At 67.2% G+C, this 24,615-nt stretch carries 20 protein-coding genes; 9 read left to right on the forward strand and 11 right to left on the reverse strand.

Annotated elements, in window-relative coordinates:
• Positions 1-11: 11 nt before the first annotated feature.
• A complete protein-coding gene (locus IE302_RS29195; protein ID WP_191257633.1) occupies positions 12-1,634 on the reverse strand; it encodes a GMC family oxidoreductase in 1,623 nt (540 codons plus the stop codon).
• 133 nt (positions 1,635-1,767) lie between these two features.
• Here IE302_RS29195 and IE302_RS29200 point away from each other — a divergent pair, with 133 nt between their 5' ends.
• Positions 1,768-2,637, forward strand: coding sequence for a LysR family transcriptional regulator (locus IE302_RS29200; protein WP_191257634.1), 870 nt, complete (start codon positions 1,768-1,770; stop codon positions 2,635-2,637).
• Between the two features lie 16 nt (positions 2,638-2,653).
• Here the strand turns inward: IE302_RS29200 and IE302_RS29205 are convergent, their stop codons facing one another.
• A complete protein-coding gene (locus IE302_RS29205; protein WP_191257635.1) occupies positions 2,654-3,562 on the reverse strand; it encodes an AurF N-oxygenase family protein in 909 nt (302 codons plus the stop codon).
• 429 nt (positions 3,563-3,991) lie between these two features.
• On the opposite strand from IE302_RS29205, the gene IE302_RS29210 reads away from it, so the two are divergent.
• From IE302_RS29210 to IE302_RS29230, 5 genes are all read left to right on the forward strand, one after another.
• Positions 3,992-5,296 (forward strand): alpha/beta fold hydrolase, encoded by a 1,305-nt coding sequence (locus IE302_RS29210; protein ID WP_191257636.1) that lies wholly within the window; start codon positions 3,992-3,994, stop codon positions 5,294-5,296.
• Positions 5,297-5,310: 14 nt separating this feature from the next.
• Positions 5,311-6,747 carry an MDR family MFS transporter gene (locus IE302_RS29215; protein WP_191257637.1) on the forward strand — a complete coding sequence of 479 codons (1,437 nt, stop codon included), beginning with the start codon at positions 5,311-5,313 and terminating at the stop codon, positions 6,745-6,747.
• Between the two features lie 25 nt (positions 6,748-6,772).
• A complete protein-coding gene (locus IE302_RS29220; RefSeq protein WP_191257638.1) occupies positions 6,773-7,744 on the forward strand; it encodes an aldo/keto reductase in 972 nt (323 codons plus the stop codon).
• A gap of 20 nt (positions 7,745-7,764) precedes the next feature.
• Positions 7,765-8,973, forward strand: coding sequence for a cytochrome P450 (locus IE302_RS29225; protein WP_191257639.1), 1,209 nt, complete (start codon positions 7,765-7,767; stop codon positions 8,971-8,973).
• A gap of 298 nt (positions 8,974-9,271) precedes the next feature.
• The gene (locus IE302_RS29230; protein ID WP_191257640.1) at positions 9,272-10,681 is read left to right on the forward strand and encodes a helix-turn-helix transcriptional regulator; all 1,410 of its coding nucleotides are present in this window, start codon (positions 9,272-9,274) and stop codon (positions 10,679-10,681) included.
• Here IE302_RS29230 and IE302_RS29235 read toward each other — a convergent pair.
• The 8 genes from IE302_RS29235 to IE302_RS29270 all read right to left on the reverse strand — a co-directional run bounded on the left by IE302_RS29235 (position 10,618) and on the right by IE302_RS29270 (position 19,915).
• Positions 10,618-12,780, reverse strand: a complete 2,163-nt coding sequence (locus IE302_RS29235; RefSeq protein WP_191257641.1) for an AMP-binding protein — start codon at positions 12,778-12,780, stop codon at positions 10,618-10,620. The two genes, IE302_RS29230 and IE302_RS29235, sit on opposite strands and share 64 nt — an antisense overlap.
• A 9-nt stretch (positions 12,781-12,789) precedes the next feature.
• Entirely contained in the window at positions 12,790-14,310 is a 1,521-nt protein-coding gene (locus tag IE302_RS29240) for an HAL/PAL/TAL family ammonia-lyase (RefSeq protein WP_191257642.1), read from the reverse strand.
• On the reverse strand, positions 14,307-14,972 hold the full coding sequence (locus IE302_RS29245) for an O-methyltransferase (RefSeq protein WP_191257643.1): 666 nt from the start codon (positions 14,970-14,972) through the stop codon (positions 14,307-14,309). The genes IE302_RS29240 and IE302_RS29245 overlap by 4 nt, the downstream gene beginning before the upstream one ends.
• On the reverse strand, positions 14,908-15,837 hold the full coding sequence (locus IE302_RS29250) for a 3-methyl-L-tyrosine peroxygenase-related protein (protein ID WP_191257644.1): 930 nt from the start codon (positions 15,835-15,837) through the stop codon (positions 14,908-14,910). The genes IE302_RS29245 and IE302_RS29250 overlap by 65 nt, the downstream gene beginning before the upstream one ends.
• 119 nt (positions 15,838-15,956) lie before the next feature.
• Complete coding sequence (locus IE302_RS29255; protein WP_191257645.1) at positions 15,957-17,420, reverse strand: multicopper oxidase domain-containing protein; 1,464 nt, start codon at positions 17,418-17,420, stop codon at positions 15,957-15,959.
• Positions 17,421-17,426: 6 nt separating this feature from the next.
• On the reverse strand, positions 17,427-17,966 hold the full coding sequence (locus IE302_RS29260; protein ID WP_191257646.1) for a hypothetical protein: 540 nt from the start codon (positions 17,964-17,966) through the stop codon (positions 17,427-17,429).
• Between the two features lie 18 nt (positions 17,967-17,984).
• Positions 17,985-18,911 (reverse strand): nuclear transport factor 2 family protein, encoded by a 927-nt coding sequence (locus IE302_RS29265; RefSeq protein ID WP_191257647.1) that lies wholly within the window; start codon positions 18,909-18,911, stop codon positions 17,985-17,987.
• A 314-nt stretch (positions 18,912-19,225) separates the two neighbouring features.
• Positions 19,226-19,915 (reverse strand): response regulator, encoded by a 690-nt coding sequence (locus IE302_RS29270; RefSeq protein WP_191257648.1) that lies wholly within the window; start codon positions 19,913-19,915, stop codon positions 19,226-19,228.
• Positions 19,916-20,287: 372 nt separating this feature from the next.
• On the opposite strand from IE302_RS29270, the gene IE302_RS29275 reads away from it, so the two are divergent.
• Genes IE302_RS29275 through IE302_RS29285 form a run of 3 tightly spaced genes read left to right on the forward strand, consistent with a single transcriptional unit; the run spans position 20,288 to position 23,060 of the window.
• Positions 20,288-21,115, forward strand: a complete 828-nt coding sequence (locus tag IE302_RS29275; protein ID WP_191257649.1) for a helix-turn-helix domain-containing protein — start codon at positions 20,288-20,290, stop codon at positions 21,113-21,115.
• Positions 21,112-22,137, forward strand: coding sequence for an alcohol dehydrogenase catalytic domain-containing protein (locus tag IE302_RS29280; RefSeq protein ID WP_191257650.1), 1,026 nt, complete (start codon positions 21,112-21,114; stop codon positions 22,135-22,137). Before IE302_RS29275 ends, IE302_RS29280 begins: the two co-directional genes overlap by 4 nt.
• Positions 22,138-22,169: 32 nt before the next feature.
• The gene (locus tag IE302_RS29285; RefSeq protein ID WP_191257651.1) at positions 22,170-23,060 is read left to right on the forward strand and encodes an SDR family NAD(P)-dependent oxidoreductase; all 891 of its coding nucleotides are present in this window, start codon (positions 22,170-22,172) and stop codon (positions 23,058-23,060) included.
• On the opposite strand, the gene IE302_RS29290 is transcribed toward IE302_RS29285, so the two are convergent.
• Positions 23,037-24,455 carry a helix-turn-helix transcriptional regulator gene (locus tag IE302_RS29290; protein WP_191257652.1) on the reverse strand — a complete coding sequence of 473 codons (1,419 nt, stop codon included), beginning with the start codon at positions 24,453-24,455 and terminating at the stop codon, positions 23,037-23,039. The two genes, IE302_RS29285 and IE302_RS29290, sit on opposite strands and share 24 nt — an antisense overlap.
• Positions 24,456-24,615: the final 160 nt, after the last annotated feature.

Here is a 24,615-nt window from a genome sequence, read left to right on the forward strand (position 1 = left end):
GCTCGACACGATCAGGACGTGGCGGCCCGCATCAGCCGCGCGGTGCGTTCGGCGACCATGATGGTCGGCGCGTGGGTGTTCGCCCCCGGGATGGTCGGCATCACCGAGGCATCACCGATGTGCAGGGCTTCGATGCCGTTGACCCGCATGGACGTCGAGTCGACGACCGCATCCGGGTCGGTGCCCATGCGGCACGTGCCGACCGGATGCCATTCACTGCCACCGCACGACCGGATCCACGCATCGAGGTCCTGATCTTCCCACTTGAGCGGCCCGAGGGCGGTTCCTCCGGTCGCTGCCTTCAGCGGCTGGGTCTGGAACAGACGCCGTACCAGGTGCAGACCGGCACGCAACTGTTCGAGATCAGCCGGCACGTCCAGGTATTTCGGATCGACCAACGGGGCCACGGCTGGATCGGCAGAGGCGAGTCTGACCTCGCCTCGGCTGCTCGGAGTCAGGAGGCTCACCGCACACGTCACCGCAGGCTGCTCGTACAAGTTCCCGGTGGCGTCCACGCCGACCAGCGCCAGGGTCAGCTGGATGTTCGGCCTGGAGAGATCGGGGCTGGTGGAGACCTTGCCCGTGGCCTGGGTGAACGAAGCCAGAAGGCCACGGCGCAGGAGGTGATAGGCGCGCATGTCCGCTTCGGTGACGGTGGTCCACAAGGGACTCCCGTCGAGGACCGGCCAGGAGGTCGTGACTCCGGGGTGGTCGTGCAGGTTGGTGCCGACTCCGGGCAGGTCGTGAACCACGCGGAGCCCGTGCTCCCGCAGATGCTCCGCCGGCCCGATCCCCGACAGCATCAGAAGCTGCGGCGTGCGCAGGGCACCTGCGCTGAGTACGACCGAGCGCCGTGCGGAGACCCGCCGTACGGTTCCTTCGCCGTCGATGCACTCGACTGCGGTGGCTCGACCCTGTTCGACGACGATCGACTTCACCAGATTCCCGATCCGCACGGTGAGGTTCGAACGGCCCAGTGCGGGCAAGAGATAGCCGTGCACGACGCTGTGTCTGCGGCCGTCGTCCACATTGGACTGAATCAGGCCGAAACCCTCGCGCTCGGCGCCGTTGAAGTCATCGATCACGGGCAGGCCGAGTTCGGCGCCGGCGGCGACGAAACCGAGCGCGAGCGGACTGGCGTCCCTGGCCCTCGACACCCGCATCGGCCCCTGGGCGCCGTGCCATCCGTCGTTGATCTCGCTGTGCTCGATCGCACGGAAGATCGGCTGCACTTCGTTCCACGCCCAGCCTGTGGCGCCGCCCGCGTGCCAGTCGTCGTAGTCGGCCGGATGCCCGTGGAACCAGGCCATGCCGTTGATGCTGCTGCCACCGCCCAGACCGCGTCCCTGCGGCAGCCCGACTCGCCGGCCGTTCAGGGACGCCTGCGGAATGGAGGCATCGGACCAGGACGCCGGACCGTTCCACAGGCGCATGGTCGCACCCGGCGTCTGTGCTTCAGGTTCCAGTCCGCTCGTGCTGCCGGCCTCCAGCAGCAGAACGCGGCAATCAGGCTCCTCGCTCAGGCGCGCCGCCAGAACACAACCAGCGGCCCCCGCGCCGATGACGATGACGTCGACCTCCGTCGGGAGGTCGCCGGAAATGCGGTCCGAGATCGAGCGGTCATGGTCGGTCACGGTGGGGTGTCCTTTCGGCATTGACGATGCAAGTCGAGTTCAGCAGTACAAAGGGGCTGACGGGTAGTGGTGGTTCGGCATGATCGTCATGCCGAACCGGCATACCCGGCAACGGTCCGGGAAGGGAGCGACCGTGGAACTGCGGCACTTGCGCTATTTCCTGGCGGTCTTCGACGAAGGCAGCATTTCCCAGGCGGCGAAGCGGCTCGATGTCGCGCAGCCGGCCCTGTCGCGGACGATGAGAGCGTTGGAAGACGACCTGGGCGTGCCACTGCTGACCAGAGTCTCTGGCTCGGCAACACCGACAGAGGCGGGCCGGGTACTGGCAGACCACGCCCGCGCGGTCCTGGAACGGATCGACACGATGGTGGAGCACACCCGGGCGACGAGTGTTCGTGGTGAGCACGTCCGATGCGCGGCGGCCACAGGTGACGTTCCGCTCGCCATGCAGCTCACGTCGTCCTACCCCGGCGCCGAGATCATCACCGGCGAGCCGGGCACGCTGCTGGGCAGGCTGTGGGCGGACAACTGTGACGTGATCCTGATTCGCGGACCGTTCGACAGCCAGGGTTTGGACACGGAAGTCGTGCGTACCGATGCTCGGGTCGTGCTGCTGCGAGCGGGTCATTCGCTGGCCGCCAAGGAGCGTTTGCACATTTCTCACCTGCGCGACGAACCGATCACGATCTGGCCGGCGATGAGTGATGTCGAGCGCGAGCACTGGGCAGGTGCCGACCTCGACCGGCACCAGTGGCGTGAGGGGCCGACCAACACCACCGCGACCGATGTGATGGTCGCCGTGCAGAGGGGGCAAGCGATTGCCTTCATCCAGGGGTCCTTGTTGCCGGAGGGATTCGAACCACCGGGGATCTGCGTGCGCCCGGTCGATGGCATCTCGCCCAGCACGCTGCGCCTGGCTTGGCGGGAGGAGTCGACATCCCTTGCCATCGCGCGTTTCGTGACGCATATAGTCGCTGCCGCTGGTTTCGGGCGTGGAGTTTAGCGCCGCCGGACCCCTGTCAGTGACCTTCCGGCAGCAGATGGGACTTGCGCCAGAAGTACATGCCGGGTTTGCCGACCAACCCGGATTCCAGCAAGAACGGCATGATCTTCTCGCCCGCCCACCGGATGGTCGAGTGCCAGTGCGGATTGCTCCACGCCGCTTTGGCGCCGTCACGCGGACGGATCCCGACAGAGGCGAAGAGATTCGGGTTGACCAGCGAGCGGATCACCAAGAACGAGATCTGCGCGGCCATGGCCTGCTGGTAGGCGAGTTCGATCTTCGGCATCTTGGCCATCCCGCGGGTGACCTCTCCGCGGGCGAAGGTGACGTGCCGGGCTTCTTCGAGGACGTGGATCCGGTTCACCATCCGCACCAGGGGTTGGATTTCCGGGGCGTTCATCTGCTCGCGCCCGATCCGGTCGAGAACTTCTTCCGCGACGAGGATCGCGGCATAGCGGGCGGGACCATAGCTGAGGGTCGGGAGCAGCTTCGCCAGCCGCCGCATCCAGGGAACCGGGCCGTAGACCGGGCAATCCATCCACACGGTCAGCCGGGCGAACATGGTCGAGTGGCGGCATTCGTCCGCGATTTCGGTCAAGGCGTACTGGGCGTGAGAGCTGATCGGATCTCCGTCGTAGAGCTCCTTGAGCAGCATCTGCATCACGAGATTTTCGAGCCACAATCCCAAGCCCGCGATCTGGGCCATTTCGTGTTTACTGAGTTCGATGCGTTGTTCTTCGGACAGTGCGTCCCACAGGTGCGTCCCGTAAAGCGAGGACCGATGGGGGAGCATGAAGCCCTTGCCCTCCACGACCGACGCGTTCCAGTCGATGTCGACTTCCGGATCGTAGAACTTGTCCGCAGAGGACTTGAGCAGCCGGACCGCTGTCTTCTCCCGGTCGGTTTCCCTCATCGCAGGAGCCATGACGATCCACCTCTGTCCATATTCGTGGTAACAGCCGCCGAAACCGGCTCGGTTGCCACCTTCGCGGCGGCTGCGGTGATCGTGCGTCACGCGATACCGATATTCGCACCCTTGACCCCGCTGGGCGTCCGAGACGAGTCTCCAGGGAAGACTTGCGGCAATTTCGGGCAATTCCCTTTTCGGGACGGTTTCTCTCGAGCACTTCCCGCATTCGCCGTCGGGCGCTGGTCAGAGTATTTGGGGCACAGTGCTTCACCAGGTCTGCCCCGCGTGTGGCTTGCCCGGATCACCGGCAGGTTGTCCGCGTAACACTTGCGCCCGTCAGCGAAGTCAGACGTGAGCACGCTCTCTTGATGAGAGAGCACTTGCACAAGCTTGCGGTGAGGCTCTACTGTCTTCGTGAAAGTTGACTCTCATAAAGGAGTGGGCATGGCGCGGATTTCGATCGTCGGGCCGGAGGACGGCGAGATCGCTCTCAGCGGCCCGATCCGGCTGCGGATCCTCGAGGACGGCAGCACGACCGACCACCGCCTCGGGCTGGGGGAGATCGTCGTCGCTCCGCACGTGGAAGGCCCGCCGCAGCATCGGCACGCCCAACACGACGAAGGGTTCTACGTCGTACGAGGGACCGTGCGCTTCACGGTGGGGGACGACGTCCACGACGCACCGGCCGGAAGCCTGGTCATGGTGCCACCCGGAGCCCCGCACACCTTCGCCAACCCAGGGGACGAACCTGCGGTCATTTTGAACACCTTCACCCCGGATCTGTTCGTCCAGTACTTCCGCGACCTGGGTGAGTTCGCGGCCAAGGCGGGACGTCCGGCGAACGGCGAGGAGATCACGGAGATCATGAGCCGCTATCACACCGAGCCCGCGACCACCTACGCCGAAACGGGCTCTGCCGCTCCAGCCGAGCCCGAGATCGAAGAGCGGGTGCTCGACGACGGTCTCGTGGTGCGGGTCGAAAGCCGTGGGATCGGCAAGCCGGTGTTGCTGGTCCACGGTGGCGCGGGGCCGGCTTCGGTCGCCGGTCTGGCCGCCGCGCTCGCCGCACGCGGTGTCCGGGTGCTGACTCCGGTCATCCCGGGCTTCGACGGGACGGCCGGATCCGACCTGGTACGTGACGTCCCGGAGATCGCGCGGGTATTCCGCCGGCTCATCGAGGAGCTCGACCTGCGGGACGTGCTCGTGGCGGGCAACTCCGTGGGCGGCTGGATCGCGGCACAGATGGGCGTCGACGAGCAGTCGGCCCGGGACGACGAGCCCGAAGGTATTCGCCGGGTCGGCGCGCTCGTCCTGCTGAACGCGGTCGGGATCGCCGTCGACGGACATCCGATCACCGACATCTCGGCCCAGCCGCCGAGTCGTCTGGCCGATTTCGTGTTCCACGACCCGGAGCGGTTCCGAATGGATCCGGCCGCGTTGCCGCCGGGGCGCCTCGCCGCGATGAAGGAGAACGCCGTGGCGCTGAACCGCTATGCCGGTGACCCGTACATGCACGACCCGTACCTGCGTGAGCGGCTCGAGGCGGTACGACTTCCGGTGCGGGTCTTGTGGGGGGAGAGCGACGGAATCGTCGATGTCGCCTACGGCCGTGCCTACGCGGCGTCGTTCGCCGGTGAGAACGACGAAGGCGCGAAGTTCGCCGTCATCCGGGAGGCGGGGCACCAGCCTCAACTCGAGCAGCCGGACCGTACCGCCGACCTCGTGCTCGGTGACAGCGTGATCGGCTGAGAGGTACCTGCCCCATGTCGAGTCCCGTGTCCTCACCGTCTGGTGTGCTGAGCACGTCGAGGCTTCGTGTCGCTTTCGCCGTCCTGTTGCTTTCGATGCTGCTCGCGATGCTCGACAGCACCGTCGTCGGCACCGCCATGCCGACGATCGTCGCCGAACTGGGCGGCCTCGACCACTTGTCGTGGGTCGTCACGGCCTACACCCTGACCACTGCGGCGTCCACCCCGATCTGGGGCAAGCTCGGCGACCTCTACGGGCGCAAGGGCGTCCACCTGAGCGCGCTGGTGATCTTCACCTTGTCTTCTGTCGCGTGCGGCTTCGCGCAGGACATGGGGCAGCTGATCGCCTTCCGGGCGGTCCAGGGACTCGGTGGCGGCGGGCTCACCGTCGGCGCCCTGTCTTTGATCGGGGTGCTCGTACCGCCCCGTGAACGCGGTCGATACCAGGGCATGATGGCCGCCTTCATGGCCGTGGGCCAGATCGGCGGGCCGCTGTTCGGCGGGATGATCACGACCTTGCTCGGGTGGCGCTGGAACTTCTACCTGAACCTTCCGCTGGGACTGCTCGTGATCGCCGCCACCGCGATCGTGCTGGTGGTGCCGCCGGTTCCGCGGCGTGAGGTCCACCTGGACCTGCGCGGTGCCTTCCTGCTGACGGTCGCCGTGACCGGGCTGCTCCTGCTGACGAGCACCCTCGGCCACACGGGCCCGACCGCCGTGCTCGCCCTGATCACGGCCGGCGCGCTCGTCGCCTTCGTGGTCGTCGAGCGGCGCAGCGCCGACCCCGTCCTGCCGCTGAGCATGTTCGCCCGGCGCAACACCCTGATGACCACCGTGATCACCTTCGTGGCCGGTGCGGTCAGCTTCGGCGCGATCACCTTCATCCCGGTGTTCCAGCAGAATGTCCAAGGCGCGACCGCGTCGGACTCGGGGCTCCTTCTCCTGCCGATGACGCTGGCCGTCGTGGTCGCCTCACAGCTCGCGGGCCGCCGCAGCAGCCGGACCGGCCGATACCGGGCCTTCCCGATCGCGGGCGCGCTCTTCCTGACCGCCGGCTGTGGCGTGCTCGCCACCCTCCACGCAGGAAGCCCGGTCTGGATCATCGGCATTGCTCTGGCGCTCGTCGGCTTCGGACTCGGGCTGAGCACGCAGATGGTCATGCTGATCGCGCAGAACTCGGTGCCTGTCGGCGAGATCGGCGTCGCGACGGCGAACACGACGATGTTCCGCACCATCGGCGGCGCCCTCGGCACTTCGGTGTTCGGGCTACTGCTCACCGCGGGCGGCGCGTCGGCTCAAGGGCTCGTCACCGGCTTGTCGCATATCTTCGTCGTCGCCGGGATTCTGAGCCTGCTGGCGCTGGCCGCCGCTTGGCGGATCCGGGAACTCCCGCTCCGCCGGACCACGGGGGAGAGCGAGCAAGCGACGGCTCCGGCGGCAGGTGCCCGGTGACCTGCGAAGGAGGTGGCCAGCCGCTATGAGGCCACCGCGGGTAGTGGGAAAGAGCGACCTGACCGTTTCGCCTCTCGGTCTGGGTACCTCGACATGGGGCACGAAGACCGAATACGACGACGCCGTCGCCCAGATGGGGGCCTATCTGGACGCGGGCGGAAACCTCGTGGACACGGCCGATGTGTACGGTGCGGGTCGCGCCGAGGAGAGCATCGGGCAGATGCTCGCCGACGGACTGCCGCGCGACTCCCTCGTTCTCGCGACGAAGTCCGCGGCCGTGATCGTCGAAGGAAGACCGTCCGCGGACGCGTCCCGCGACCATCTGCTCGCCGCCCTGGACGCGTCGCTCATCCGGTTGCGTACCGACCATGTCGACCTGTGGCAGTTGCACGCCTGGGATCGCCGCGTCCCGATCGAAGAGACACTCGACGCTGTCGACACGGCGATCGCCTCGGGCAAAGTGCGTCATGCCGGCGTGTGCAACTACGCGGGCTGGCATACCGCGACCGTGGCGGTCCATCAGTCCGTCAAGGACGGTCCGCCGCTCGTCAGCACACAGGTCGAATACTCGCTTGTCGAGCGTGGAATCGAACGGGAAGTGGTGCCCGCGGCCGAGAACCACGGCTTGGGGATCTTTCCGTGGGCTCCCTTGGGGCGAGGTGTGCTGAGCGGGAAGTACCGCGACGGCGTGCCGGAAAAGCGGGCCGCGGGCCGCTTCTTCAAGTGGTACGTGGGGAGGCACCTCAACGATCGCGCCGCCGGGATCGTCGAGACCGTGGCGTCGGTCGCCGGTGAACTCGGTGTCATGCCGGTCGAGGTCTCGCTCGCGTGGGTCCGTGACCGTCCCGGTGTGGTGGCTCCGCTGGTCGGCGCCAGGACCGTCGGGCAACTGAGGGAGTCGCTCGCCGCCGCGGATCTCTGTCTGGCCGAAGAGCATCGCCGTCGACTCGACGACGTTTCGAGGCCGTATGTCGGTTATCCGGAAACAAGTATCTGAGCAGAGGGGTGCGTGAACCCATGACGGCGCATCGGCGACCCGAGTATCTGAGCACGTCGCGCTACACCGCTGATCCCTACGGGGTGCTCCGTGACGTGTGTGACAAGGCACCGGCCGCGCAGGTCGAGGTCAACGGCTTCCGGATGTGGGCCGTCACCGGATACGACGACATCCGGAAGATCTTGGCGAATCCCGGGATGTGCAAGGACATCGTCGAGCATCGCAAGAAGGTCGTCCCGCGGTCCATCATCCGGCCCGAGTACAGCGCCAAGCTCGCTTCGGAATCACGGCGCAGCCTGCTCGATCGTGACGGTCCCGATCACCGCAGGCTGCGGAGCCAGCTGACCGGTGAGTTCAGCGCGACGCGGTTGGCCGGGCTGCGGCCGTCGATTGAAAGCACGACCGCAGCCCTGCTCGACCGCTTCGATCCAGGTGAAGAGACCGACCTGATCGCGGACTACGCGCTGCCGCTGGCCACCACGGTGCTGGCCGACCTGCTCGGCCTTCCCGAAACCGAACGTGGGGGATTCCCGCACTGGCAGATGTCCATGCTGACCGGGGAAAGCGTTTCGGAAGTGGAGGACGGGGCGAACCGGCTGCACCAGCTCGCCTTGCGCATGATCGCGCTGAAACGGCGGGAGCCGGGCGACGACCTGCTGACCCGATTGCTGCGGATCCACGACGAAGGCGGATTGGATGCCGACGAACTGGCTTCCACTTACGTGGTGCTGTTCATCGGTGGCTCGGAGCCCGCGACCGCGATCGGCACCGGGCTCGCCTTGCTGCTCGATCGCCCGGAGGTCGTCGAGCGGCTGCTGGCTTCGCCCGAACTGTTCAAGGACGCCGTCGAGGAGATCGTGCGCTACGAATCCCCGTTCAAAGTGCTGCCGCCGAGGTTCAGTGACGAACCGACGGTCCTCGACGGCGTGACGATCCCGGCGGGTGAGCTGATCTTGACCGCGCCCAGCGCGGCGAATCGCGATCCGGACCGCTTCGACGATCCCGATACCTTCGACATCGATCGGGACACTCGCGGGCATCTGGGGTTCGGGCACGGCCCGCACCGGTGCCTGGGAGCCGAACTGGGTCGCTTGGAGACCGAGATCGCGCTGCGCGCGTTCTTGACGCGATTCCCCAGGACCCGGCCGACCGGACCGCTGAGTGAACTCGCTTGGCGGCCGGGCTCTTTTATGCGCCGTCTCCACAGCTTGCCCGTGGTCCTCGGCTGATCCGTCGCCTGAATCAAGATCACCCGAAAGGGTGGTTCTTGGGTGGTGGAATCCGACCTCGGCGGGGTCCTGGCCGAGGTCGGATCCGCTTTGCCGACAGACCTCACCGGTCAACGGGATGGGGGACAAGATCCGTGGCGACACCGATTTTCGTGGAAAATGACGGCCCGCCGCCGCGCGGGGAACGGAATCCGGTACTTCTGGGCAGAGGTTCGGGACAACGGGGCATTCCTGTCGTGTCGGCTTTAGTCTCTTCGTGACGCGACCGTCCGACGATTCCTGTGGGAAGGGGTGCGCCATGAGCGATGCCGACGGAGCGGACCAAGCGGAGGCGGCTCTCCGCGCTCTGGAGAACGCGAGAGTGGAACGCGAGCGGCTCGGCGAACTGGGCCGGTGGAGCGAGGCGGACGAAGTCGCCCTCAGCACTTTGCGTGACGTGCTTTCCGTCGCCTCGCCCGACATCATCGGTCCGGATCTCGGCGGTCTGGTCTATGTCGCGGGAAGTCCTAGGAAGGGTTCCCATGCCCGTGCGCGGCACGGGGTCCCGGTCCCGGCCGAGCGACTCACCGCGACCTGCGCGATGCTGCTGGCGAATCGCGGCCGAGACCCGGAAAGCGTGGTCGAAATGGCCACGAAGGCCCTGGCGTCGTTCAACTGGCGCGACGTGGGCACGCTTTGGTATTCCGTCCTCTCGCTCGCGTACGCCGACGAGGGGGAAGCCGCCCGGCGCTTCCTCGATCACGCGATGGCCCGTTCGGGATGGGCGGCGTCGACCGCGATCCCGGCCCTTCGCGCCCGCGTCGCGGGTCTCGGCGGAGCCCCGGCGACCGCCGTCCAGATCCTTGAAGACCTGGTGGCGCCCGGCTCCCAAGACCAGTTCACGGAAGTGGCGGTGGCCTGGTCGGTGGAAGCGCTGGTGGATCTCGGCGACCTCGATCGCGCCGACGACCTCCTGCGCAAGCATGGGTTCAACCACAGTCTGGACCGCGTGACCGACACCGCCGAGGTCCTCGCGGCACGGGGCGCGCTGCACCATGCCGCCGGTCGCACACAGCTGGCCTATGAGGACTTCACCGCCTGCGGCCGGGAACTCGCGCGCTGGGGTGTGGTGAACCCCGCGATCATCCCTTGGCGTTCCCAAGCGGCGTTGTGCGCCGCCGCGATGGGCCGGGAAGCACTCGCTCTTTCCCTGACCCAGGAGGAACTCGCCCACGCGCGACGATGGGGCACGCCGCGGGCGATCGGCACTGCCCTGCGTGCCGCTTCCCTCGTGTCCATGGGTGATCAACGCCTCGCGGGGATGCGGGAAGCTGTCGGACTCCTCGCCCGCAGTGGTGCGAAGGGCACGCTGATCCGCGCTCAGTACGAACTCGGTGTCCGGTCGATTTTGGAAGGACAGCACGAAGACGGGTGTGCCGCGTTGCGGGACGCCCGGGAAACGGCGGGTTCGGTCGGCAACCAGGTGTGGACGGGCCGGGTGGACGACGCGCTGGGACATTGGGCGGGGATCGCCGAGCAGGACCGTAGGCTGACCCCCCAAGAACGCAAGATCGCCAACCTCGCCCGGGCGGGGCTGAGCAACAAGGAGATCGCCGGCCGGGCCGGCGTGTCCAGCTCCACAGTGGAATTCCACCTCTCGAACGTCTATCGCAAGCTCGAGGTCTCCGGACGGAGCGGGTTGCGTTCGATCATGGTGGCCGTGCTCTGACGTGCCGAGGGTGACTCCTGCTCGTTGGTGGAGTCCTTCGCCGGACGCAGGCAGTGACCCGGCCTGTGATCGGCCGCTCCGGTGGCTAGGGCGATGATCGCCTGCCGTGTCTCCCTGTCGCGGAACGCCTCCGGCCGGCCGAGGTCCAAGCCGACGACGCAGGCGCCGGTGTCCGCGGCTTCGAGCGCCAGGCGCTCGACGAAGTGACGATGGGCCTCATCCTCACCGGCCACGCTCAGCAGCGTGATCAGCCGTCCGTGTCCAGCGGTCGACGCGCCGAGAAGCGGATGGAGCAAGGCCAGGTCTCGCCGGCGGTTCCCGGACGTGAAAGACCAGGCGTCCACCACCACGTCGATCCCGCCCAGTTCGCGAAGCGCCGAGGCGGCGACCTGCGTTCCCGCCCCGGGTGCGGTGAGGTCGACATCCGAGACCGACGACTTTCCGCGCGTGGTCCCGAAGACGTCGAGACCGGGCGATTCGGCGCGGAGCGCGTTTCCCACGACGAGAACGGACATTCCCGCAGTGGTGAATTCCGTTGTCAAAGCTGATCCCGCTTCGGGCAGCCCACTGAGCAGGACCACACGAAGTGCCGGTGGCGCCGTCGGCTTGCCTGTCGACGAGCGTGGGATCTCGTGGACGCGTTCGAGCAGCCGGACTCGCTTGTGCGGTGTCACGCGTCCCGCGACGTGGCCGAACAGATCGGAGAGTGGCACGTCCCGGGGCATGACGACGTACGCCTTCGGCACTTCGCCCGCGAGTTCGTCGGGCTCTCCCGTCACGATGACGTCGCTCACCGCCGGATGATCGAGCAGGATCGCCTCGAGTTCGGCTGGGGCTACCTGGTGCCCCTTGTATTTGATGAGCGTCTTGAGCCTGCCGACGATGCGCAGGAAACCGTCCTCGTCCCTGACAGCCAGATCACCGGTGTGGAACCAGCCGTCGAGACCGCGCACCGGCGGTGCCGAGGATTCGAGGTAGCCAGGGGTGATCTGGGGGCCGCTCAGCAGCAGTTCTCCGGGCTTCCCGGGGGCGGCGTCCTCTCCGGTCTCCGGATCGATGAACCGCGCCGTGGTTCCGGGAAGGATCTGTCCCACCGTTCCCTTCGGACCCGGGCGACCGTCGGGTGGGAAGGAGACGCATCCCGCTTCCGTCATGCCGAAGCCTTGGACGAGTGGCTTGCCCAGCTTGGCGACGCACCCGTCCGCCGCGGCCGGGGCCAGCGGACCACCGCCGGAGACGACGAGCCGGAGGGCCGGCAGTCCGGGAACGTCCGGCAGGGCCGCGATCCCGGTGATCACACTGGGCACGAGATAGGCGACCGACACCTTTTCGCTCGCCATCATCCGCAGGAAGCCGTCGAGCGCGAAGCGGGTCGAGCCGATCACCAGCGTTCCCCCGGCGCGCAACACCGGGTTCATCGCCATCTGCATGCCGTAGATATGCCGCAGCGGTCCCGCGCAGGTGACCGAGTCCTCCAGGCCGAGACGATGCTTCGTCTCGACCTGGTCCAGACCCGCCGTGAGGTTGCGATGGGTGATCCGCACCTTCTTCGGTTTGCCCGACGTGCCGCTGGAGGACATCAGGACGGCCGTCCGGTCGCCTCCGGGCGGTGGCCCGCCCGGCTGCGCACCGTCCACAGTGGAAGGCGTGGTCACCGCGTCCCAGGAGCGACCGGCGCCCGATTCCGGAAGGTCACCGATGTACACACATCCTTGGGGAAAAGACGGTGGCGCCGCCCAGAGCGCGGTGTCCACGATCAGGGAGCGTGCCCGACAGGTGGCTATGTCCTCCAGCCAGTCCCGCCGTGTGGCCCGCGGATCGAGAGGGAGCACCACGCCGCCGGCGGCGAGGACGCCGTAGTAGGAGATGACGAACTCCACGCTGTTCTCCGTCAGGACAGCCACTACGTCGTCCTGACGGAGACCGGAGGCATGGAGCCGCCCGGCCAGCGCGAAGATCGCGGATTTCAGCGCCGCGTAGCCGAATCGCCGGATCTCCGGACCTGAACAGTCGACGACGGCGAGACCGTCGTCGATGGATTCCTGCCCGAACACGTGGCTGACGACGTCCTTGGAGGACCCGTTCTCGGCACTCGACATCGAACTCCCTCAATTATCCGCGGTCTTCGGGTCCTGGCGGGTGACGAACCGGTCGAGCACGTCGGCCGCCGCGCGGACGTCGGCGTCCAAGGGCCGGTCGGTGACGATGGGGGGCACGACGTCGGCGAGCGCGTCCAGCAGCACCGCGCACCTGCGCGCCTTCGGCCTGTCCTGCCTGAGGTACGCCGCCTGCCGCAGGCCGACGGCGAGGCTGCCGTGCAGCACCCGCAGGCAGCGAGCCTGCTCCAGCGCGGTCAAGGCCGCCTGGGTGCCGAACGGCACCACGTCCTGGTTGTGGAGATTGGTCGGGATGCTCTGGATGCTGGCCGGGACGCAGGCGCGCCGCATCGACGCCACGACGGCCGTCGTCACCAGCTGCACTCCCTGGACGGCGTGCGTCACACCCGGATCAGGGGACAGCATCGGCGGCAATCCGCTGCTGCGGACGGGATCGACCAGCAGATCCAGTTGCCGCTCGGCGAGATTCCCCATCTGCGTGGCGATGATCGACAGCATGTCGGAGGCGAACGCGGTCGGCTGACCGAAGAAGTTGCCGCCGTGGGCGGTCAGGTTCTCGTCGGGGAAGAACAGCGGATTGTCGCTGACCCCGTTCAGATCGCGTTCGATCACGCCGCCCGCCCAGTCCAGCGCGGACCGCGCGGCGCCCAGAAGCTGGGGAACGCACCGAACGCTGTACGGCTCCTGCAAGGGGCGATCCCCGGAAGCGACGCTGCCGGCAAGGTGGTCTCGAAGCCGTTCGCCCACCTCCGCGGTCTCCGGGTGGCCGAAGGCACGCAGCAAGGACGGACCCAGGAAATCGCTACCGGCTCCGAGGACATCGGTGAGCAGCGCGCTCAGCACGATCGCGGACTCGAACGATCGTCGCAGGATGGCCACGGTGAGACCGCCGGCGGCGCTGGTGACCGATGTGCCGTTGACCATCGAGAGCGCGTCCCGCCCGGTGAACACCAGCGGTCGCAGCCCGATCCTCGCCAGCGCCGTCGCCGCGGGCAGCCGCTCGCCACCGAGCCACGCTTCACCCACACCGCGCAGGCTCTGCGCGACATACGCGAGCGGTACGAGGTCTCCGCTCGCCCCGACCGAGCCGAGCGAGGGCACGACCGGGGTGAAGTCCGTCTCCAGTACCGCGCCAAGCATTTCCAAGGCGGTGGGTGAGATGCCGGACAGGCCTCGCGCCAGGGACCACGTCCGCATGAGCATGGTCGCGCGGACCACTTCCGGCGGAAGTTCAGGCCCTTGCCCGGCCGTCAGATGCTGCAGCGCGTTGTCGCACTGGGCCTCCTGACTGTCTCGGCCGCCGAAGGTGACGAGCGGACCGAACCCGGTCGTGGCGCCGTAGACCGGGCGCCCGTCGGTCAGGCATTCGGACACGAACCCGTGCCCCCGGCGCACCCGGCTCTCGACATCGTCCGCGAGCACGACCTTGAGTGGTCCGGCGGCTTTCTCCAGCATGTCCACGGTGAGGGCTTCGGCCGGGTTCAGCACGGTTTCCACGGAGACCGGGATCATCGCAGCTCCTTCTTGCGAGCGAGGGTGAGGCCGTCGGCGATCGAGAGCAGCACCGACTCGACCCGGTCATCGGCCCGGACGTGGGCGTTGAACTCCTTGATGGCGAGGCCGTTGCCCGTCGGATGCTCTTCGGCCGCTTCGCCGTAGTAGAGCGAGTTGTCGGCCAGGATCAGGCCCCCCGGCCGCATCCGAGGCACGAGTTGTTCCCAATAGCCCTGGTATCCGGTCTTGTCGGCGTCGATGAACGCCAGGTCGATCACCGGCTCGTCAGGCAGCTCGGCCAGCCCCTCGGCCGCCGGACCGATGTGCTGCTGAATTCGGTCGTACACCCCCGCCTCCTTCCAGGCGGTGGCGGCGAGCGCGGTCCATTCTTCGGAGAGATCGAAGGTGTGGACCACGCCGTGCGGCTCCAGCCCACTCGCCAGCGCAAGCGTGGAGTAACCGGTGAACGTGCCGACCTCCACGATGGTGGACGCGCGGATCGATCGGCTCAGCAAGGTCAGGAAAACGGCCTGTTCGTGCGGAATCTGCATTTCGGCGACGCCCCCGAGCCCTGTGGTCACCTCCACGAGCGCGCTCTGCGCCGGTGTGGGTGGCTCAGCCTGCGCGCTGATGTAGGCGCCGAGACGCGGAGTCAGCTGGATTCGTTTGTCCTGCTCCATGGTCTTCCTCCAAGGCGATGAGTGCGAAACGTTCGAGCCGGCGGCACACGGTGTCCTGGAACCTGTCGACGCTCTCGTGTCCGTAGCGCGCTGTCAGCGGATGCCGGGCCAGGTCGGTCAGCGCCACAGTGGTGCGGCTGATGAGCTGTGCGACGAACTCGTGGCGGCAGAGGTCCTTGCGCCGGGTGCGGAAAAAGTCGTCCGCGGTGTCGCGTTCGGACTCCGAGATGGCGCTCTGCGCGTGACCCGATTCGCGCCGCAGCGAGGGGCCTTCCGGAACCAGCCGGTTGGCCAGCGACGCGTGTGCCAAGCGGTTGAACCGCATGGCGGCCTTCGCCTCGACGCCGAACCCGAATCGCTGCGTGAGCCGCGCGGACAACTCCTGGATCCTGGCGTTGTCCCGGTACCAGAGCCCGCTGAACCCCGGATGCGCCTCCGCCATCCGCACGCGGATCACGGTCTCGTAGACCTTCGGGGTGCAGCTTCCCGCGTACAGCAGCAACGCCGAGTAGGTGTCGAAGAGTTCGGCGATGCGCCGGTCTTCCCGGGACCGGGCGATCTCTGTCGTCACCGCTCGGGACAGGCTTTCGTGGAGCAGCCGCCATGCGCAGAAGGACAGATGGTGCCCGAGCATCCAGCGTCCCCAGGCGGTGGCTTCCTCTTCGGCGACGGCCGGTGTCCCGGACCACGACCCCGCGATGGACGCGTCCTCTGTGTCGCTTCGGGAGATTTCCCCGCAGCCAGGGCAGTCGGCGAAGGAGGTTTCCGGCATCGGCAGGTGCAGCCAGGCCGGTTCGAGGCCAGTGCGAGCGGGCACGGGGGGCGCCGGAAACCGGAACGACAAGAAGGATGAGTTGTCGCTCATGTGATTTCCTTTCAGGGGGAGGGAATCTCCTGCCGCTTGCGCGCGCTCGTCGTGATCAAGATCTTCGGATCCAGAAGTCACCGGGGGCAAGCGGTTGTTCCGGGTCACGGAACCTGGTTTCACCGGACTACCTCGAACTGGCCCATCATCGAATGTGACGAGTGGTCCATGAAGTGGCAGTGGAAGGGATATCGCCCGGTATAGCCGTCGAAGGTGGCCTGAATACGTACCACGTCCCCGGGGTTCGTACGGACCGTGTCCTTCGGGTACGCGTCGTAGGACGGCTCCGGATGCCCGTTGCGGTCCAGGATCTGGAACTGCACCAGATGCAGATGCATCGCGTGCGGGATCCCCAGCGCGCCGTCACCGTTGACGATCTCCCAGATCTCGGTGGCACCGTGCTCGATCGTCGCATCGACCCGTTCGGGGTCGAAACCCCTGCCGTTGATGTGGAACTCATGGGTGTTCGGGTCCGCGCTGAGCACGAACCGGCGGTGCTTCGACGGGGTTCGTCGCGGTGGAGCCTCGATCGGCCAGTCGCGGATACCCAGCCCGCGCAGGAAACCCTCGGCGGACGACGCGCGCGCGACGATGCCCGATGGGCCGCCTCCGCCGACGCGGAACTGCATGATCGGTCGTTTCAGGTCGTCGGCGGCGATGGAGTTCTCAAGTACCACTTGGCTTCCCGGCCGGACGGAACGGAAATCGACCACCACCTCGGCGCGTTCGGAGGGCCACAGGTCGATTTCCCTCCGCATCGCCGGAACGGGGAGGAAACCGCCATCGGACGCGATCTGCAGGAACGAAGCTCCCTCGGTGAGGGTGAAGCGGAAAGGTTCGAGATTGGAACAGTTGACCAGCCTGAGCCGGTACACCCGCCGCTCGACGTCCAGATAGGGCTGTGGGCGCCCGTTCACCAGAATCGTCGGCCGGTTCAGGTAGTCGTCATACCGGTAGACGAGCCGCCCGTCACCGCCGAACTTCGCGTCTCTGATCAGCAACGGGATGTCGTACCGTCCACTCGGGAGCGGGAGACGGCGGCCGACCGGGTCGGAGAGCAGATACGCGCCCGCCAGTCCGCGGTAGACCTGTTCGCTTTCGGCGTGGTGTGTGTGGTCGTGGTACCAGAGGGTCGCGGCGGCCTGGTGGTTCGGGTACCGGTACACCCTGGAAGTGCCGGGCGCGATGGGATCGAGTGGATGGCCGTCGCTGGACGCGGGGACGTTCGCGCCGTGCAGGTGCACCGTCGCGGGCTTGCCCATCCTGTTGGTATGCCTGATGACGGTTTCCCGGCCGCGCGTGGCGCGGATGGTCGGACCGGGGAAGCTCCCGTTGTAGGTGAGGAGCCGGGTCCGCGTGCCCGGGAGGATCTCGTGCTCTGTCTCGGAGATCTCGACTTCATAGAAGTCCGTGGTCGAAGTCCGGTGTACGGGCATCAGGTCCGGGGGAAGAGACAAGGGCATCGAGAACGGAGCCGGCATCGGTGGGTCGTCGGACAGGGCGGACGCCAGCCGCCCGGCGGGGAAGAGCATGGCCGCGCCGGCGGCCGAACCGAGTTTGAGTACATCCCGGCGGTTGAGCATGGGGGATCACCTTCCCGAGTGCGACCGGGCCCGCAGGGCGGAAGCCGCGGCGAAGAGGAGAGCGAGCAAGAACGAGTACTGCGACACCGTGATCGCCGCGGCGAGGGTATTGCCGAAGGAGATCGCGTTGCCCACGGTCAGGCTCGCGATCGGCACGGTGGACACCGCGGCGAACACCGAGCAGGACGCGGCGAAGAGCACCGAGGTCGTCGTCCGGCCGGCCGGTACCCGGCGGCGGGCGAGCGCGGCGGAGGCCGCGACACCGCCGAAGGTCGCGTGCACGGCGAGCAGCGCGATCCCGGCGAGATTCGGGGCCTGTTCCCTGAGCACCGCTGGTGGCGGAGCGAGGGTGCCCAGGGCGCCACCGTGATGCCCCGCCCCGGACGGGTTCATGATGGCGGGCGGTTTCCCGGTGTCGAGGACCAGTGACCAGTCCCGGATCGACCAGGCGATCACCGCCGCGATGGCCACGGCGAGCAGGGCCAGCGACGACGTATGCCACCGGAATGAAGGTGTGGCAGGGCGGTTCACCGTGTTCGTGATCATGATCGAAGTCCTCCGCGCCTATCCGGCCGGAAGGGTTTCGAGGGCCACCCAGTGCTCCAACAGCCTCCCGTCGCGGACGCGGAACAAGTCGGCGGAGAGCACTTCGGGATCAGCGAACAGGTTCTTCAGGTGGGCGTACACCAGGACCAGGTCTCCCTCCGCGACGACGAATTTCACGTCGGCCCGGTAATCGGGCTGCGCTGCGTATACGGCGTCCATGAATTCGACGAGTGCCGCGGATCCGTTCGGAACGCCGGGGAAGTGCTGGTAGTAGGTGTTGTCGCCGATGTACCGGTCGATGCCCTGCCGTCGCAGTGCGGCGTCGGGCTCGTTGATCACCTCGGCGAAGAGGCCACCGGCGGCCAGCTTGCTGTCCGCGTCGGTGGACAACGGCAATGGGCGTGACACCTGTGGTGCGCTGAGGGTGGAGAACATGTCGTTGCCGATGGCCGACGCCGCGGGAACTTCCTGGCTCACTTCCCACTGCTCGGCGATGCGCCCGTCATCGAGGCGGAAGACGTTCATGACCGCGATTCCCGCGTCGCCTCGTTCGCGTACCAGGTTGCCGTGCACCACAACGAGGTTTCCTTCGGCGAAAAGACGTTTGATGTCATAGCGGAGCTCCGGGTGCTTCGCCCGAAGTGCGGCCTGATGACGGAGGAGGGCTTCACGGCCGTTCGCCAGACCGGGTTTGTGCTGGACGAGATCGACGTGCAGCGCTCGGCCCGCGGCGGTGAGGTCTCCGCGGTTCACCGCGTGAAAGAACCTCTTCACGAGGGTCTTGTTCGTGGTTTCCCTGGCCTGGACGGCAACCACGGTGGGGGAGTACTGCTCAGACGGCGCCGTGCCCCACGCCACAGGGTGTGTACTCACCAGGGTCGCCGCGACGACGCCGATGACGATCAGCAGTCGCCGCGAACGGCGCATCGCGATGGTGACGGACATGGTGAACCTCGCCTTCGAATCGGAACCGAGATGCGGCCGCTTCGTGTGTGCCGGGAGTCGAATGCCGTCCGGCGGGCCGGTCTCTCCTGTCACCGACGGCGACAGGATGGGCAAAGGCTAGGTGTCCTCAACGAATTCTCAAGACTTCTGTTCCAGGGGGCGGAAAACCTGGCCGAAAGTCGACCCTCGCCGCCGTGAAAGCTGCCTGGATGGTGATGGTGCCCGGGAGGGCGCAGATGTCACGATGAGGGTGCACGGGAATTCCGCCGGACGAGGGCAGGGTGATTCCCAATGCGGGAAAGGAACGGAACCGGTCAGGAGGCCACGGGCATGCGCACCGGGACGAGAACATCCCGGGCCACCGGCGCAGGGAAGGCCGCCGAGTCGTGGGCGATGATGGCGGCTTGGACGCGGTTGGCGCAGCCGAGTTTGGTGAGGATGTGGCTGACGTGTCCTTTGACCGCGCCTTCGCTGACAAAGAGAAGGCGGGCGATTTCGGCGTTGCCGAGTCCGTGGACGAGGTGAGCCAGCACTTCGCGTTCCCGTGCGGTGAGCCGGTCGATCTGCTCACGCGCGGCGCGTGTGCGGCCGCGATCGACCCGCAGGAAGCTGTCGATCACGCACCGGGTGATCGCGGGGGAAAGGAACGCGCTGCCTGAGGCGACCGCGGAAACCGCGTCGATCAGTTTCCGGCTGGAGAATTCTTTTTTCAGGAACCCGCTCGCACCGGAATCGAACGAACGATAGATATCGTCTTCGGTCGCCACGGAGGTCAGGATGACGACCTTCGTCGTGGGCAGTTCACGGTTGAGCCGACGGGTGGTCTCGATCCCGTCCCATTCGGTTGTCGGCATATCCGTGATGAGGACATCGGGGCGGTATCGCCGTGCCAGTTCCACCGCACGACGACCGCTTTCGGTATCGGCTACGACGTCGACGGTCCCGGACGCGCGCAGAATGCTGCAGATCCCCGCGCGGGCCAGTTCGTCGGCGTCCGCCACCACAACACTGATCATGGGACTCACTTTCCGAAGCGAGTGGTCGCTGGGTCGGGTGGACCACGTCGATGAGGTGAACCTGCCCGGACCATATGTTTCCGGTCGTGTGGGCGACCAGGGGCGTCAGGGCACAGACGTTCGCCGAATCTCCCCGAGATCGGCTTCTGGTCGGAAGGTATCCCCCTGGCCTCCGTGAGGTAGCCGAACGGCCAGGTCGGCCGGCGTTCGTTCTGGCGGATCGGCCATCGAATGCCGTGCCGGAATTGTGCAGAATTCCCTCAGGGCCGACGGAGGGGATCCAGGAGGAGCCGGTCCTGGGAAACCTGTTTCGCGACCAGGTTTCGATTCGGTGTTCCGGGCTTCGAAAGGTATGTGGTGATGACGAAGCAGGTGTCTGGTGGTCTGGGGAATGTGATACCGGCGGGGTTCGAGCGGAGGCGTGGGGAACAGTCGATTCCGGAGGCGCGCTGCGCCGCGAGCAAGGTTTTGGTGGTGCTCGGCATTCTCGATGCGAGCAGGAAGCCGCTCACGCTCACCGAAGTGAGCAGCCGCAGCGGATTCCCCAAACCCACCGTGCACCGGTTGTTGTCGGTGTTGCGCACCTATGAGCTATCGGCCCGTACCGAGGACAACAGGCACGTCGCCACCCGCAACGCCTCGATGTTCGGAGCGGGATCCGAGGGACTGGGCGCCGGGACCGATTCGGTTCTGGCGTTGCTGCGGGCCGAGTCGACGCCGTACCTGGTCGACCTTCACAACCTGACCGGCGCGACGGCGATGATCAGCGCTCTCGTCGACGGCGGGGTGCAGATGGTGAACCAGATCCATGGGCACCGGGGGGTGCGGGTGAGCGGCCCGCTCGCGGTGGTCGAAACCGCACTCGGCGCCCAGACCGATCGCTACCGTTCCAGCACGTCGATCGTCGTCGCGCGGGAACTGTTCGAGTTCCGGCGCTTCGGCGTCGCGCAGCGGGTCGATCACGCCGGCAGGCTCGCCAGTGTGGCCGCGCCGATCTACCACAACGGCGTTCCCTTCCCGGTGCCGATCGCCCTGTCGGTCAGCTTCCGGCCGGGCGAGTGCGCGCTCGAACGCGTTCCGGACCTGGTACGGCGCAGCGCCCATTCTTTCGCCTGCGCGGTTCGGCGCGCGCTGGCCATGTCCGCTGTCGCCGGGGCGCGCGGGAGTGAAAGCGAGGCCTCGCGATGAAAGCGGCGATCCTGCGTTCCCCCGGCTCACTGGCCGTGACAGAGGTGCCGGACCCCGGTATCGAGCATCCGTCCGACGCTGTCGTGCGGGTGGTGGCCGCGGGTATCTGCGGTACCGACCTGCGGGGCTATCAGGGCAGGCCCGGCCCGGTCGAAGGGCCGCGATGCGGGCACGAGTTCGTCGGTGTGGTCACCGAGACCGGGGCGGAGGTGCGCACTGTTCGGCCAGGGCAGCTGGTCGTGGCGCCGTTCATGTTCTCGGACGGGGACTGTGTCCGCTGTGTCCGCGGCAATCAGCCCTCTTGCGCGCGGGGCGGAATGTGGGGCATCGACGCGGGTGGAGGCCAGGCCGAAGCAGTCCGCGTTCCCTTCGCCGACGGCACGCTGATCCGGGTGCCGATGGACGAGCGGGACGAACGGATTCCGGCCGTGCTGGCGCTCGCGGATGTGATGGCCACCGGGCACCATGCCCTGCACGCGAGCGGCCGGGCCGCGCCCGCGACGGTCGCCGTGGTGGGCGACGGGGCGGTCGGGCTGTGCGCGGTCCTCGCAGCGCGGAGGGCCGGTGCCGAGCGGATCTTCCTGTTCGGGCACCACGAGCCGCGGCTGGCGGTCGGCCGGGGGTTCGGCGCCACGGACATTGTCAGCGCTCCTGCTACCGCGGGGCACGCCGAGGTTCTCGAGGCCACCGGCGGCGCCGGTGTCGATCTCGTGGTCGAAGCGGTCGGCGCGCAGAGCGCCATGGACACCGCGGTGGCGGTGTGCGCCGATGGAGGGGCGATAAGCCTGGTCGGTGGGCCATACAGCACCGTCGACGCGCTGGCCTGTCATTTGCGGAACGTGAGTTTCACCGGGGGAGTCGCGCCGGCTCGGTCCTATCTGCCGGAACTGCTGGACGACGTCGTGGCCGGGCGCCTCGACCCGAGTCCGGTCTTCGACCTCGGCGTCCGGCTCGACGGGATCGGCGACGGCTATCGCGCGATGGCCGACCGGCAGGCGATCAAGGTGCTGGTCACGGTGTGAGACAGCGGTGGCTGTCAGGAAGGAGTGAGTCGATGATCGGGTATGGAACGCATCGAAGTCCGTGCTCTGCTCCGGAGCCGAGGGAGGCGCTTGACGAGGGTGCACCGCGGCCACGGGTACTCATCACCGGCGGTGGTCGCGGCCTCGGCAAGGTCTGCGCCGAGCGACTGGCGGCCGACGGCGCATCGGTGTTCGTCACCGGCAGGGATGAACAGATGCTGATCGAGACGGTCAAGGGCATCCGGCATGACGGAGGGGTCGCGGAATTTCTCGGGGTCGACCTGACCGCCGCCCACTCCGCAGCCGATCTCGTGACCTCGGTTACCGAAGCCTTCGGTGGGATCGATGTGCTCGTCAACAACGCCGGCAATGCGGGCCCGCACGGACCGCTGTGGAGTGTCGACGAGCGCGAATGGTGGCGGACCCTGGAAGTCAACCTCCGCGGTGCCTGCACCCTCACCAGTGCCGTCCTTCCGGGAATGATCGCTCAGGGCGGTGGGCGGGTCATCACGATGGTGAGCCGCGCCGGAGTGACCCGCTGGCCCTTCGCCAGCGCCTACGCCGTCTCCAAAGCCGCCCTCGTCTCCATGACCGCCAACCTCGAAGGCGAGTTACGTGGAACCGGCGTCAAAGTGTTCGCCTTCGACCCGGGCAAACTCGAGATCGGTATGACCGGAACCCATTTCGAGCGTGGGCACACCGGTAATCCTTGGGAAGACCACATCCACGACTGGCTGAGGGAAACGCGTGACCGCGGAGGATTCACACCCGTCGACACCGCCGTCCGGGCTTTCACGAACATGGTGAGCGGTTCGTCCGACCACTTCGCCGGCCGGTATGTGACCACTGAGGATCTGGTTCCGGGCGAGGTCTCCACAGGTGCGTTCGGCGCTCCCGGCTCACCACACGGGGATCATGAGTGACTGGAGCTCGTTCCGGCCGGAGATCCTCAGTTTACGGTAGGCGTTGGAGAGATGGAACTCGACGGTGCTGGTGCCGAGCCGGAGGTATGCCGCGATGGACTTGTTGCTCAGTCCGGACAACGCGAGGTTCAGGACCTTGAGTTCCTGGCCGGTGGGCTTTTCGTCGAGCTCGCTCTCCGCCCAACGCCGGATCGCTTTGTCGATCCTCTTCGTCCAGACATCACTCTTCATCCGTGACGCTGCGTTCCGTGCCGCCCAGAGTGCCGTCTTGCCTTCTTCCCGGCGGCCACTCAGGCACCATTTCGTCCCCAGTTCGTACTGGGCCCGCATGAGAGCGCCGAGGCTTCCGTTGTGCGACAGATGTTCGACCGCTTCCTCGAGGAGTTTGTCGGCGCGCTCGTCTTCGGAGACCAGCGCGACGGCCCGGAGCGCGGCTCCGATCGTCTGGGGAGTGCCCCAGCGTCGTGCGTGGAAGAGTTCTTCGTTCGCGAGTGAGAGCGCGAGACTGCGTCGATCGGTTGTCGCGGCACAAAGCGCGCCCTGTGATCGCCAAGGGATCACCGCCGGATTGGTGACGCCCCAGGGCGCGAGCTGTCGGCCGCAAAGTGTGAAGTCGTCGTAAGCCAGTTGAAGACGTCCCGTCGCCGCGCGCAGGGCACCGCGGGCCGCGAGCACCTCGGCACGGTCGTTGACGCCGTCGAGAGTCTGGCCGAATCCGCGGGAGAGCAGAAGGTCTTCGGCGCGGTCGAGGTCGCCGAGATCCACCAGGGCAGTGATCGCCCAGGCGACGGCGACTTCGGTGAACTGGTCGAAAAGTCCGCGTTTCAGGGCGCTGTCGAGCAGTTGCCACGCGGTGAGCGGATCTCCGCCGAGCGCTGCGACCCGTGCGCGGAGAACGGTGAGCGCCGAGATGTGCGGGGGCAGACCGGACCAGCCTGAGCGCGCCACGGCCTTGTCGAGATGCCGTTGTGCCTCGTCGAGTTCGCCGGCGTAGGCCAGTGCGAGCACGCAGTACCAGAAGGCTCCCAGATCGCGCCAGCCGTAGTTCTCCATCGCCCGGCGCGCCAGCTCGATGGCGGTCTGCGGTTCCCGGCCTCGATTGACCAGCAGCATCGCGTATGTCGCGGATAGCCGTTCGGGCGGCACCGGGCCCCAGTTGCCGCGCATCCGTTTGCGTTCAGGCCGGGGGCTGCCCGCGACGTAGATCAGTCCACCCAGATCCGGCCCGGAGATCTCGGGGGAGCCGACCGTGAGAACGTCGCGCAGGGCGACCAGTACGGTCTCGTCGGCCTCACTCCAGCGTCCGAGGCGAGCGAGCCGTTCACGCTCCGCCCGCGCGGCTTTCAGATTGGCGAGGACCTTCTTGACTTCTTCGGATTCCTCGGGCTCCGTCATGTCACCCCCTTTCGATACCTGTTCGATGAAGCCAAAGTGGACGTTCACCGTAGCCGTATCGTGCGGCAGCTCGAAACCTTCTATCGGGGAGAAGGAGCAATATCACCCCTCGTGGTGAATCTCGAGCGAGAAACAGGAAATGACGCCGCGGGGGCTTGAG

The organism is Amycolatopsis oliviviridis (assembly GCF_014654365.1).
Classification (GTDB): domain Bacteria; phylum Actinomycetota; class Actinomycetes; order Mycobacteriales; family Pseudonocardiaceae; genus Amycolatopsis; species Amycolatopsis oliviviridis.